10 protein-coding genes are annotated in these 12,846 nt (G+C 62.0%); 2 read left to right on the top strand and 8 right to left on the bottom strand.

Going from position 1 to position 12,846, the window contains the following annotated elements; all coding sequences use genetic code 11:
- Positions 1–4 precede the first annotated feature (4 nt).
- Positions 5–724: a heme-copper oxidase subunit III family protein gene (locus F3Y30_RS23420; RefSeq protein ID WP_203427558.1), complete on the top strand. Its 720-nt coding sequence runs from the start codon at positions 5–7 to the stop codon at positions 722–724.
- Positions 725–734: 10 nt separating this feature from the next.
- Positions 735–1,088: a cytochrome C oxidase subunit IV family protein gene (locus tag F3Y30_RS23415; protein WP_203427557.1), complete on the top strand. Its 354-nt coding sequence runs from the start codon at positions 735–737 to the stop codon at positions 1,086–1,088.
- Between the two features lie 138 nt (positions 1,089–1,226).
- On the opposite strand, the gene F3Y30_RS23410 is transcribed toward F3Y30_RS23415, so the two are convergent.
- The 8 genes from F3Y30_RS23410 to iolG form a co-directional block, all read right to left on the bottom strand.
- Positions 1,227–2,435 carry a TIGR03862 family flavoprotein gene (locus F3Y30_RS23410; RefSeq protein WP_203427556.1) on the bottom strand — a complete coding sequence of 403 codons (1,209 nt, stop codon included), beginning with the start codon at positions 2,433–2,435 and terminating at the stop codon, positions 1,227–1,229.
- Positions 2,436–2,607: 172 nt separating this feature from the next.
- Positions 2,608–3,633 (bottom strand): alcohol dehydrogenase AdhP, encoded by a 1,026-nt coding sequence (gene adhP / locus F3Y30_RS23405; protein ID WP_203427618.1) that lies wholly within the window; start codon positions 3,631–3,633, stop codon positions 2,608–2,610.
- 76 nt (positions 3,634–3,709) lie between these two features.
- Entirely contained in the window at positions 3,710–4,822 is a 1,113-nt protein-coding gene (locus F3Y30_RS23400; protein ID WP_203427555.1) for an ABC transporter permease, read from the bottom strand.
- Between the two features lies 1 nt (position 4,823).
- Positions 4,824–7,616 (bottom strand): ribosome-associated ATPase/putative transporter RbbA, encoded by a 2,793-nt coding sequence (rbbA, locus tag F3Y30_RS23395; RefSeq protein WP_203427554.1) that lies wholly within the window; start codon positions 7,614–7,616, stop codon positions 4,824–4,826.
- Positions 7,613–8,674 (bottom strand): HlyD family efflux transporter periplasmic adaptor subunit, encoded by a 1,062-nt coding sequence (locus tag F3Y30_RS23390; RefSeq protein WP_203427553.1) that lies wholly within the window; start codon positions 8,672–8,674, stop codon positions 7,613–7,615. The genes rbbA and F3Y30_RS23390 overlap by 4 nt, the downstream gene beginning before the upstream one ends.
- A gap of 766 nt (positions 8,675–9,440) precedes the next feature.
- Complete coding sequence (locus F3Y30_RS23385) at positions 9,441–10,784, bottom strand: adenylate/guanylate cyclase domain-containing protein (RefSeq protein ID WP_203427552.1); 1,344 nt, start codon at positions 10,782–10,784, stop codon at positions 9,441–9,443.
- A gap of 291 nt (positions 10,785–11,075) precedes the next feature.
- Positions 11,076–11,573 (bottom strand): DUF2721 domain-containing protein, encoded by a 498-nt coding sequence (locus F3Y30_RS23380; RefSeq protein WP_203427551.1) that lies wholly within the window; start codon positions 11,571–11,573, stop codon positions 11,076–11,078.
- A gap of 180 nt (positions 11,574–11,753) precedes the next feature.
- Entirely contained in the window at positions 11,754–12,749 is a 996-nt protein-coding gene (iolG, locus tag F3Y30_RS23375) for an inositol 2-dehydrogenase (RefSeq protein WP_203427550.1), read from the bottom strand.
- Positions 12,750–12,846: the final 97 nt, after the last annotated feature.

Genomic DNA, 12,846 nt, shown 5'->3' with positions numbered 1-12,846 from the left:
CAGGATGTCACAGCCCGCCTCGATACACAGGGATCAGCCGGCCGGACCCGGGGGACTTGCAGGTTTTGCCGCGGACTGGGCGTCCGACCAAAGGACATTCAAGAACGTCTCCTGGGGAAAGGCCATGATGTGGATCTTTCTCCTCAGCGACACCTTCGTCTTCGGATGCTTCCTGCTGGCCTACATGACCGCTCGCATGTCAACGACCGTTCCCTGGCCCAACCCGAGCGAGGTTTTTGCGCTGACCATCGGCGGACACGAGATCCCGCTGATCCTCATCGCCATCATGACCTTCGTCCTCATATCGAGCAGCGGCACCATGGCGATGGCCGTCAACTATGGGTATCGGCGTGACCGCCGCAAGACGGCAATCCTGATGCTGGTGACCGCGCTGTTCGGGGCGACCTTCGTGGGCATGCAGGCATTCGAGTGGACGAAGCTGATCACAGAAGGGGTGAGGCCCTGGGAAAATCCGTGGGGTGCGGCCCAGTTCGGCTCTGCGTTCTTCATGATCACCGGCTTTCACGGCACGCACGTGACCATCGGCGTGATCTTCCTCTTGATCATCGCACGCAAGGTCTGGCGAGGCGACTTCGACACCGGACGCCGAGGTTTCTTCACCAGCCGCAAGGGCAACTACGAAATCGTCGAGATCACCGGCCTCTACTGGCACTTCGTCGATCTGGTCTGGGTGTTCATCTTCGCATTCTTCTATCTCTGGTAAGGAGAGCGTCATGGCAGAGACTACGGTGCATGCAACGGCGCAGGCACATTCCGGACAACAGCATCCGATCAAGCTCTATCTGTTCGTCTGGGGTTTGCTGTTCGTGCTCAGCGCCTTCTCCTACCTGGTCGACTACTTCGGCGTTCACGGCTACCTGCGATGGACGCTCATCCTCATTTTCATGATGCTGAAGGCCGGGCTGATCGTGGCGGTGTTCATGCACATGGCCTGGGAGCGGCTTGCCCTGATCTACGCCATCCTCCTGCCGCCGATCGCGATCCTCGTCTTCGTGGCGATGATGGTGTCGGAGTCGGACTATACGATCATGACGCGCATGGCCTTCTTCGGATTGGCGCCCCATTGATCAGCGGAGGGCCTGTTTCGGAGCTGCGGGGCGGGGAACGCGCCCTAGCCATTTTTTGAACACACGTGGCAGGAAACAGGGCGAACCATCTGAGATAGTGCCGAAAAACGCTCTTCGACCGTTTGATCTCGGGAAGACCTAGTGGGCGAGCCATTCCCCGATGCCGTGTGCGGCAGCCCGGCCCGTTGCCAGGCATGCCGTCAGCAGATATCCCCCCGTAGGCGCTTCCCAGTCGATCATTTCTCCGGCGGCGAATACGCCCGGTATTGCCTTCAGCATGTAGTTCGCGTCGACGCTGTTCCAGCCTATCCCGCCTGCCGTAGAAATGGCCTCGGCAATGGGGCGCGGCCGCAGGACGGGAACCGGCAGCGCCTTGATGACGCGGGCGAGGCGGAGCGGATCACCGCGATCGCCGGCACTCGCAAGCTCGCGCACCAGCCCGGACTTGACGCCGTCGAGCCCAGCCGCCTTTCGAAGGCGATTGGAAAGGCTCGCCTTGCTGTCCTGGCGGGCGAAGTCGCGCGCCAGTCGGTCCTGTGTCCGCCCCGGGGCCAGATCGAGGAGGAGACTGGCGGATCCATCCTTCTCCAGAGCGTCGCGCAGGCTTGCCGCGTGCGCGTAGACGAGGCTTCCCTCGATCCCGTGCCGCGTGATGACGAATTCTCCGGGAATCGCGCCTGCTCCCGAGGATGCGACCGTCCCCTTTACGGGTGCGCCATGGAAACGCTCGCGGAAACCCTCGCTCCAGGTAAGATCGAAACCGCAATTGGCGGGGCGGAAGGTGCTGACCTCGACGCCCTTCACTCTCAGCCAGTCCACCCAGGCCGCGTCGGATCCGAGCCGTGGCCAACTCGCGCCCCCAAGCGCAAGGAGTGCTGCATCGAAACGAACGACCTTCGATCCTTCCGGGGTCTCGAAACGCAGCACGTCCTCGCCGAACCCGACCCACCTGTGCCGGGTTAGAATCCGCACGCCCTGTGCTTCCAACCGGGCGAGCCAGGCTCGAAGTAGGGGCGATGCCTTCATGACCTTCGGAAACACGCGGCCGGATGAGCCGACGAAGGTTTCCGTCCCCAGGCCTTCCGCCCACTCTCGGACATCGGCCGGGGTGAAACCGTCAAGGGCAGCGCGCAGTCTTTCGGCAGTTTTGCCGAAGCGGGTTACGAAGCGTGAATAGTCTTCGGAATGGGTGAGGTTGAGTCCCGACTTGCCCGCGAGCAGGAATTTGCGCCCGACCGTCGGCATCGCCTCGTAGATGGTTACGGCGTGACCGTGGCGGCTCAACTCCTCTGCCGCCATCAGGCCCGCCGGACCGCCCCCTACAATCGCAATCTGCTTTGCTGCCATGATCGTGCCCGCGCGTTCTCTCTTCGGCCCTCATTGGCCTGTCGAGGGAACGCGTGCAAGGGGCCGTCGTCACTGCACGGGCTACCTGACGGAATTTTGGGTTGGTCGGCTGAAACGGGCGGCGCCGGTAAAGTCGTGCGCGCCGCCCCCGCGGTTCCGCAGCGTATCGTACTTAGTCGAGATTGAGGACGATACGTCCGTCGATCTTGCCTTCTTCCATCCGGTGGAAGATGTCGTTGATATTGTCCAGCTTGTCCCAGGAGAAGTGGGCGGCAACCTTTCCTTCCGCTGCGAAGGCAAGCGATTCCTCGAGATCCTGACGCGTCCCGACTATCGAGCCGCGCACCGTTATGCGCTTGAGCACGGTGTCGAACACCGGCAGGGAAATGTAGCCCGGCGGCAATCCGACGAGAGCCATGGTTCCCTTCGAACGAAGGAAGCCGTAGGCCTGTTCCATGGCCTTCGGCGAGACGGCCGTCACCAGTGCGCCGTGCACGCCGCCCGTGGCCTTCTGCACCTGGTCGATCGCATCCGGCGCCTTGCCGTTGACCACGAGATCGGCGCCCAGCTTCTTGGCGAGTTCCAGCTTGTCGTCGAAGATATCCGCCGCCGCGACATGCATACCCATGGCCTTGGCGTACTGGACGGCCATATGGCCGAGGCCGCCGATACCGGAAATGACCACCCATTCTCCGGGCCGGACCTCGGTCTCCTTGAGACCCTTGTAGACGGTAACGCCGGCGCAAAGCACCGGAGCCGCCGGACCAAATTCGAGCCCCGCGGGCAGATGTCCGACGAAACCGGGATCGGCGAGACCATATTGCGCGAACGTTCCGTTCACTGAGTAGCCGGTATTCTGTTGCTGCGCGCACAATGTCTCCCACCCGGTGCGGCAAGGCGAGCAGCATCCGCAGGCAGTGTAAAGCCAGGGAACACCGACGCGGTCCCCTTCCTTGACGCGGGTGACGCCGGATCCGAGTGCAGCGACATAGCCGACGCCTTCATGTCCCGGAATGAACGGCGGATTGGGCTTGACCGGCCAGTCGCCGCTAGCAGCATGCAGGTCCGTGTGGCAGACACCGGTCGCTTCATACTTTACTACGATCTGTCCCGGCCCAGGGGTCGGAACATCGACTTCCTCGATTGTCAGGGGCTTGCGGAACTCCCTGACGACTGCGGCCTTCATCGTTTTTGCCATGACGATCGTCTCCTCGTTCATGTAGTGCCCCGGAGGGCCTTGGTGCGGACACGGTCCGCGTCGTTCGTCAGTCCCCCTACCTCAAGAACTGCCGGAATCTGTGCAGCGAGAAGTAGAAGAAGATAGACCCAATGGCCGCCAGCGCAAGAAATTGTGGCCAGACCACTGAGATGCCTGCGCCGCGGAAAAGGATTGCCTGCGCAAGTATGACGAAATGGGTGTCGGGTGCTGCCAGCATGATGTACTGGATGAAGTCCGGCATACTTTCGCGCGGGGTGAGGGCGCCCGACAGCACTTTCAGCGGAAGCAGGACCAGCATCAGCAGCAGCCCGAACTGCGGCATGGATCCGGCGACCGTCGCCAGGAATATGCCCATGCACGTGGTCGCGAAGAGTTGAAGGGCGGTTCCCGCGAGGAAGAGACCAATCGAGCCCTGGATCGGCACGTCGAGCAGTCCCTGGACGACAAAGACGAGCGACAGCGCGGATGCAATCAGCACCACAAGTCCCATCGACCAGATCTTGCTGACCATGATCTCCGTGGGCGAGACGGGCATGACCAGCAGGTGCTCGATCGTTCCGTGCTCGCGCTCGCGGATCAGGGCCGCACCGGTGAGGATGATCGCCAGCATCGTGATCGAGGAGATCACGTTGGAGATGGGCATGAACCACCCCTTGTCGAGCTGCGGGTTGAAGCGCGCCCTCAACACGAGCTCGACTGGCAGCGTATCGCTGCCGCGGTGGCGATTGAGGAACTCATCGATCTCGCCTGACACGATCGACTGGACATAGCTACCGCCCGTGAAAGCTTGCGACATGCGCGTGGCGTCGACGTTGAGCTGGATGACGGGCGAACGCTGGGCGAGCAGGTCCCGCTGGAAGTTCGGTGGGATGTCGAGGGCGAAGGTATCGAGCCCTGCATCCATGCGGCTGTCCATCTCGGACGGGCTGATCAGTCGGGGGACCGCGAAATAAGGAGGATAGAAAGCAGTGATGATCCGGGAGGACACCGGCGATTGATCCTCGTCGACAATGGCGATTGCGGCGTGATTGAGGGTCTCCGGCGTAGCGTTGGAGGCGCTGTAGATGGAAAGCGAGAATGTGTAGATGATCAGTATCAGGAGGACGGGGTCACGCATGAGCCCGCGTATTTCCTTGATCCCCAGTTGAAAGGCGTTCGCGATCCGCATCTCAGGTCGCCTGTTTCTTGAGGAAGGCCGCTCCGCAACCGAGCAGCACCGGAATGGCGATGATGAGGGGAATGAACGACTGCGACAGGTCGCTGAAATCGAGGGCTTTCGAGAAAGAGCCGCGCGAGATCGTCACGAAATAGGTCGTCGGAAAGATATTGCCGATGAAAGCGCCGAAGCCCTGGAGCGAGGAGACCGGATCGATGAGGCCGGAATACTGGACGGCGGGAACGATGGTGATGATCGCGGTGAAGAAGATAGCGGCAATCTGGCTACTTACGAAAGTCGAGATCACCAGCCCCATGCTCGTCGTAACCACGACGTAGAGCAGGGCAGCGGTCCCGAAGACCAGGAAGCTCCCGGTGAATGGGACGCCGAACACGAAAATGGCGAAGGCGGTGAGCATCACCACATTCAGTGCGGCGAGAATGACGTAGGGAATCTGTTTGCCCAGGAGGAATTCGAACCGCGTCACGGGCGTGACGTAGAAGTTGATGATCGAGCCGAGTTCCTTCTCGCGAACGACGCTCAGTACGCTCAGCATCGATGGGATCATCAGCAGCAGGATCGGGATGATGGCCGGAACGATGGCGATCAGGCTCTCGACGTCGGGATTGTAGCGATAGCGGATCTCCAGCTGGTAGTCGCCGATCGTGGCGGCATTTCCGTATAGTTCACGCGCCTTCTGGGTAAGCCAGGTCTGATGCATGCCCTGGGCGTAGCCGCGGACGGTTTCGGCACGGGTCGGCATGGCGCCGTCAATCCATGCGCTCACCTGCGCGTTGCGGCCGCGCGCGACGTCTCTTCCGAAACCCGGCGGAATTTCGATCACGAGGCTGAGCTCGCCGTCGCGCATGCGCCGGTCCATTTCGCCGTAGTCGCTGATCGGTGCTTTTTCGATGAAGTAGCGGGAGCCGGCGATCTGCAGCGCGTAGTCGCGGCTGGTCGACGTGTCATCGCGATCGAGGACGGCGAAGGAAAGATCCTCCACGTCCATGTTGATGCCGTAGCCGATCACGAGCAACAGAATGACGCTGCCGATAATGGCAAGCGTTGCCCGGATCGGATCGCGGCGGAGCTCAAGCGTTTCGCGTTTGCTGTAGGCAAGCATCCGGCGCGGGTCGAAGTGGCGTTCGGCCGCGGGCTTCGCGCGGTCGCCAGTGTCAGCCGCTTCGGCATCGGGTGTTGGCGGGACCTGAGCGACGGCAGGCGCAGGTTCCTCGCTTTTCTTCTCGCCGATCGCATCTTCCAGATAGGCGATGAACGCTTCTTCGAGGGTGGTGGCCGAGCGGGTCGCGACGATCGCGGCCGGCGTATCGCTGATCAGCACCTTGCCCGCATGCATGAGCGAGATGCGATCGCAGAGCGCCGCCTCATTCATGAAATGGGTGGAGACGAAGATCGTCACGTTGTCCTTGCGCGAGAGATCCGCAAGAATCTCCCAGAAACCATCGCGGGCGACCGGATCGACGCCTGAGGTCGGTTCGTCGAGGATGAGGATTTCCGGCGCGTGGACCATCGCCACGGCAAGGGAGAGGCGCTGTCTTATACCGAGCGGAAGGGCTTCCGGCATCGCGTCCATGAAGCCTTCAAGATCGAAGCGTCTCGCCATGTAGGCGACGCGGGAGGGAATGGCGGACGGTTCCATGTCGAAGAGGCGTGCGTGGAGTTCCAGGTTCTGCCGGACCGTCAGCTCGGTGTAGAGCGAGAATGCCTGGGACATGTAGCCCACGCGGCGGCGCACCTCGATGTCGTTGGGGTCGACGGCCTTGCCGAAAAGACGGGCCGTCCCCTCGCTCGCGGGCAGCAGACCGGTGAGCATCTTCATCGTCGTCGTCTTGCCGCAGCCATTGGACCCAAGGAAACCGAAGATCTCGCCGCGCGTGATGCGGAAGCTTACATTGTCGACGGCGGTGAAATCGCCGAACCGCATCGTCAGGTTCTCGGCCTCGATCGCCACCTCGCTGCTTGCGGCATCCGACCGCGGCGGAATGACGACGTTCGTGTGGCCTGTTCGCTTCGCTTCCGGCAGGAGTGCCACGAATGCGGCGTCGAGGTTGGTTTTGCCCGTCTGTGCGAGGAGCTCCTGCGGCGTGCCCGTTGCCAGAATCTTCCCCGCATCCATCGCCACCAGCCAGTCGAAACGTGCGGCCTCTTCCATGTAGGCGGTGGATACGATGACGCTCATGCCCTTGCGGCTTTCGCGAATGTCGTCGATCAGCTCCCAGAACTGCCTGCGCGACAGGGGATCCACGCCCGTCGTCGGTTCATCGAGTATGAGCAGGTCCGGGTCATGGATGAGCGCGCAGCAAAGTCCGAGCTTCTGCTTCATGCCGCCGGACAGTTTTCCTGCCGGCCGGTCGGCAAAGGGGGATAGCCCCGTGCTGCGCAGAAGCTCGGCGATGCGGCGCTGACGCTCCTCGCTATCCTGACCGAAAAGGCGGCCAAAGAAATCGACATTCTCGAAGACCGACAACGTCGGATAGAGGTTCTTTCCCAGCCCCTGGGGCATGTAGGCGATGCGCGGAGATGTCCGGCGGCGATGCCCAGCGTCGGACATGTCTCCGCCGAGGACGTCGATATGTCCTTGCTGCAAGGCCCTTGCACCGGCGATCAGGGAGAGGAGGCTCGACTTTCCGACCCCGTCCGGTCCGATCAGCCCGATCATCCGGCCCGATGGAACGTCCAGGGATATCCCGTCGAGCGCACGAGTCTTGCCATAGGAGAGCGCGACGTTCTCGATCCTTGCAACAGGCGGCGAAGATACCCTCCGGTCGACCGGTGCGTCTGTCATTTGACCAGGTTCCCGAGGCTTTCAGGCCACTCCACATTCGGATCCAGCTGTACATAGGCCATGCCGGGGAGCCCGGTCTTGACCAGCTGGACGTATTTCCGGAGGAGATCAGGATTGATCCTCGCCTTTACCCGGAACATGAGCTTCTGCCGCTCTTCCTGCGTTTCGACCGTCTTTGGGGTGAACTGGGCCACGTCGGCAACGAAAGTGACCTTGGCCGGAACCACGTACTCGGGCGCCGCATCAAGCACAAGCCTGACATCAGCACCGATCGGCACGCGTCCGGCCTGCTCGGTCGGAAGGAAGAAGGTCATGTAGACGTCGCCGAGATCGACAAGGTTGAGCACCCGGCCGCCGGCAGACAAGACCTCGCCCGGTTGGGCAACCCGGTACTGGACCCGTCCCGCACGCGGCGCCCTGAGCGTGCTGTCCCTGATGTCCGCATCGATGCTCTCGATCGCGGCCTTCGCCGCATCCACTGCGGCTTCTGCGTCGACCACCTGGGCCTCGCCGGCGCTGACGGCGGCTTCCGAAGCAGCCACCTGCGCCTTGGCGGCCGCAAGCGTCGCCTGCGCCGCTGCGGCCGCGGCCCGATCATCGTCGAGAACCTGTTGTGACACGGTGTTCGATCGCGAAAGCTGCTCGGATCGGGCTAGCCGCGTCTTCGCGGCATCCAGCTCGGCTTCGCGTTGGGCGACCACCGCAACTGCTGCCTCCTGCTCGGCCCTTCTCTGCTTCACGAGGCTGTTGGCCGTTCCGACGCTGATCGTGGCGCGCCTGAGCTCCGCTTCCGCCTGACGGCGCTTGGCCTCGAGTTGCTCGGTGTCCATGCGGGCGAGTTCCTGGCCGGCTTCGACGAAATCTCCTTCGTCGACCAGGATGTCGACGATCCGGCCTGCGGTCTTCGTCGATATGTCGATCTCGACTGCCTCTATCCGGCCGTTGCCGCTGGCGATCCCGGCCGGGATGCCGCTTCCTCTGAGCGTCGTCCATCCATAGTAGGCCGCTCCTGCAAGTACGGCGACGATCAGGGCGACGAGCCAACCCTTTCTGGTCATGAGCTGTTTCCTTCATGTTGGCGCCCGAGGCCGGTAGGGCTGTCTGCTTGAGCGGGGATGCGATCAAAAACCCCGGCCAATGGACAAACGAATGGGGACCCGTTTCCGCGAGGCGTAGTTCGAAGCGAGAAAACGGCGGCTAGAGAAGCCGAGAAGAAGGGGAGGAGCTGGCGTATCGACCGGTGCCGAGGTGCGGCACCCGCTGTCCGTCTACGACAAACTGGTTGAAAGGCAGATGTGGAGTGGTCGAGATATGCAGGAGGGACGCCCGTATGGTCGCGTCTCGAGGTTCATCTGACGCGTGGGGAGAAAGGGTGCTGCGCCCATGAAGTCGGCTCAAGTTGAGCGTCGTATTGTCTTCTCTTGCCGGCTCGGCGTGATGCATCCCGTTGTCGGTCGCCATTGCAGATCTCCTGAAAGTTCAAGCTATGCGATGCGGAGAGACTTTTATGCGGGGCCGGTTTTCCTCCTATGACATGGATCAACCCGTAGTGACGGATACTAGAAACAGCATTCTCTGGTGGCAATCACTTTTTGGATGGTACCGCAACGCGAAGAGCCGTGGTCAGGCACGGCGAGGGGAAGTGGCTGCGTACGAGACCGGCCACAGTTCTGCCGAACGATCGTAAAGCAACGTCGCCCGGCGGGGAGTGCCGGATCTGGAATGGGGAGCAGCGCCCGGCGGTGGCGATGCCTCGGATGGCGGGAGGTGCGGGAAACTGTGCAGGCGACAGTCTCTCCAGGGGAAAGACTGTCGCCTCTGAGTCTATTGCAGGAACTTGTCGAGCAGCGGGCGCTGCTTCACCGGCGTCTTGGTGCCGCGATGGAGGAGAATGACGCGCTCCGCTTCCGATAGCCCGTCCTCGGCCGCGCCGTCGAACGCGGCCTCGATGCCGACCAGCTCCTTCGTGGGTTTCGGCCGCAGGATCGTGACGCGCTGGCCGACGCCGCGAAGCTTCTCGTCCCCAAGCGTCATCCAGTCGCCGCCGCAGTAGCCGGCAAAGGCCTGGCTGGCGATGACCTCGCTCGAGTACTTCTTCGTCAGCGACTGCAGTCGCTGCACCTCGTTCACCGCCGATCCGAAGGCCGAGAAGGTGAGCCGGTCCTTGAGGCCGACATTTCCGAACATGACGTTGCCGACATGGAGGCCGATGCCATAGCGGATCGTGCTGAGGTTCTTGCCCTGCCGTTCCCGATTGAGCGCGGCGACCCGGGCCTGTGCATTGTAGACGGCGGAAAGCGCGGAATCGCAGGCGACCTTCGAGGGATCCTTGTGTCTTCCGCAAGGATAGACGGCCAGGAAGCCGTCCCCGAGGAAGCTCAGGATTTCGCCGCCATTGCGGTTGAAGGGCGATGCGATCGCATCGAAGAACTGGTTCAGGGTGTCGATGTAGGCCTGCCGGCCCTCGCGGTCGGCAATGTTGGTGGACTGGCGCATATCGCCCATGACGAGCGCGGCGCGGATCGTCTCGCCGTCGCCCCGGCGGATCTGGCCGTCCAGCACGCGCTTTCCGGCACCGCCACCGAGATAGGTAGTCAGCATGTTGTTCGCGAGCTTGTCGAGCACGGCCATTTTCGCCGCGACGGCAAGATGGTCCTGCATTCGCAGGAGCGCAGCGATCATGTCTTCGCTGAACCCGCCTTCATTGTCGGTCGACCACGATCCCATCATTCCCTGGACCGACTGGTCGCCGAAGGGCTGCAGGAACGCAATGTAGTCGGTAATGCTTTCCTTGCGGAGATCATCGAAGATCGGGAATTCCGCCGGTCCGTCAGCCGGGATGCGGCGACGGATATATTCGAGATTGTTACTCAGTAGATGGTAGTACGGGCTTCTTAGAAAGACTTCCGGCTTGTCGTGGTCGTGACGATAGCCTTCCACGGAAAGTCCGCTCGAGCGCCGCCAGGTAAAGCCGAGCGCATCGTAGAGCGGATGAAGCATCGAGAAGGAAAGGTGAATGCGGGCGATCGGCATGCCTGCCGCGGCTATGCGCTCGCAGAATCCCCGGACGAGATCCTCGAGGTTGTCGCCGGCAAGCGCAGAGCGCATCAGCCAATCCGCCACTTTGTCCATGAATATGGTGGAAACGGTACCGGAAACGATGTTCATGCGGGGCCTTGTCATGTGATGGCACGTCCGTTTCCAGCCGGATGAAAGCGGCGCGGAATCCTAGCGCCGCCGCGAAGTGCAGGGCGTCAGGATGTCTGAACGTTCCTATGGTGTCAACGAGCGCCGACATGCGACGCAACTCTCGGATTCAGCTGTCAGAGTACCGTTCGGTTGCCTCAGTCGCTTCTTTCAAATGTCAAATAGGCATGGAGAAGAGTCGAAACAATGGTCCCGCCGATATTTTCCCGCCATACCTGTGCGCGGGGAACGCGTGGTCGCGAAGCGATCGCTTCAGAGGCTCTGGATCTTCTTGGCCTTGGCCAGTCGCTGGCGCTCGAGTAGCGCGCGGTCGTAGGCGATCTGCCGGAGCATGGCGTGACCGGCAAGCATGATCTCGAACAGAAACGAGATGAAGGCGCCCACGAGTGCCGTGACGGCGCCTCCGAAGAACCAGAGCAGCATCTGTTCACGGAATTCTTCGCGCACAGCTCCGAGCAAGAGCCCGAGTGTCGCGAAACACGTGCAGACGCCAGATGTCGTGCCGAGGATCACCGCCAGCTCGAGGGCGAGAGTCCGCGATCGCAAGTAGACGAGCTGTACGAGGCGTGCCTCGTCCGGGTCGTCCGATTCATTCAGTTCGGCGAAAAGGTGGTTCACCCGGTCCGACACGCGGGCGAGCCGGGCCGTGAACACGTTGAGGCAGCCTGCGGTACCGGCCAGCAGGAAGACGGGCGTGAGCGCGATCTGGATGACGGCTGCGGCATCGGAAGCAATCGGCTCTAAGTCCATTCCCATCTCCCTATCCGTCCCGCCGGGCGGGTTGGCCGTCACCCGTCAAGTCTCGGAGCGGCACACGATGTGGCCGAATTGCTCAAGGCCGCAATGAACCGCAACGGCTCCTGCGTCGGCCGCACTGCCAATCAAGCAGCCGGCCGGCCCGAGATCCCTGCAATCCCTGCGCGATCGGAATCAGATGCTGACACGCACGGCCGCACCTTTTTGTACGGACTGGACGGCGGCATCCGCAAGTGTGAGCGCGATCAATCCGTCCTCCGCCGAGGGAGAGGGTGCAGTACCTTTTTCGAGGGCGTCAATGAATGCCGATATTTCCGCCGCATAGGCCGCGGTGTAGCGGGTCATGAAAAAGTCGTGCAGCGGCGGACGCGTATAACCGTCTTTCGTGGCGATCTCGATCGAAACAGGGCGCTGGTTCTCCGCCGAGACGGAGCCAAGAGACCCGTGAACTTCGATCCTCTGGTCATATCCGTAGGAGGCACGACGGGAATTGGAAATGACGCACTGGCGTCCGCTTGCGGTCGTCAGGATCAGGCTGGCGCTGTCATAGTCGCCGAGCTCACCGATCTTCGGATCGACAAGTACGGATGCAGTGGCCATGACGCTGACGACCTCCTCACCGAGAAGAAAGCGCGCCATGTCGAAGTCGTGGATGGTCATGTCGCGGAAGATACCGCCTGACACCTTCACGTATTCGGCAGGCGGCGGGCCGGGGTCGCGGCTGGTGATCGTCACCATCTCGACCTTGCCGATTTTGCCGTCATCGATCGCCTGGCGGACTGCCCGGAAGTGTGGGTCGAAGCGGCGGTTGAATCCGAGCATAACCTTGGCACCGGTCTTCTTCACCGCCTCGACGCATGCTGCCGCACGGGCGACATCGAGGTCGATTGGCTTTTCGCAGAAGATGGCCTTGCCGGCACGCGCAAAGCGCTCGATAAGATCCGCATGCGTGTTGGTCGGCGTGCAGATGACCACCGCATGGATGCTCTGATCTGCCTCGATCTCGTCGATGGTTCTCACCGCACATCCCGAGGTTTCAGCGATGGCATTGGCGGCATCGGCAAATGCGTCGGCCACGGCCACGAGTTTTGCCCGCTTGTCCTCGGCAATGGCCTTTGCGTGTACCTTGCCGATGCGTCCGGCGCCCAGAAGAGCCAAGTTCGTTACCATCGTTTCCTCCTCTTTCCGCTTGGCAGACGGACGGGCCAAGCGCGCTTTGAAATCGTTCGTTTCCTGTTTCCCGGCAGGTCTCTTCCTCGATAGACCG

Source organism: Sinorhizobium sp. BG8, from assembly GCF_016864555.1.
GTDB lineage: Bacteria > Pseudomonadota > Alphaproteobacteria > Rhizobiales > Rhizobiaceae > BG8.
Note: the sequence above shows the minus strand (reverse complement) of the source record. Positions and strands in the feature narration are given on the sequence as shown.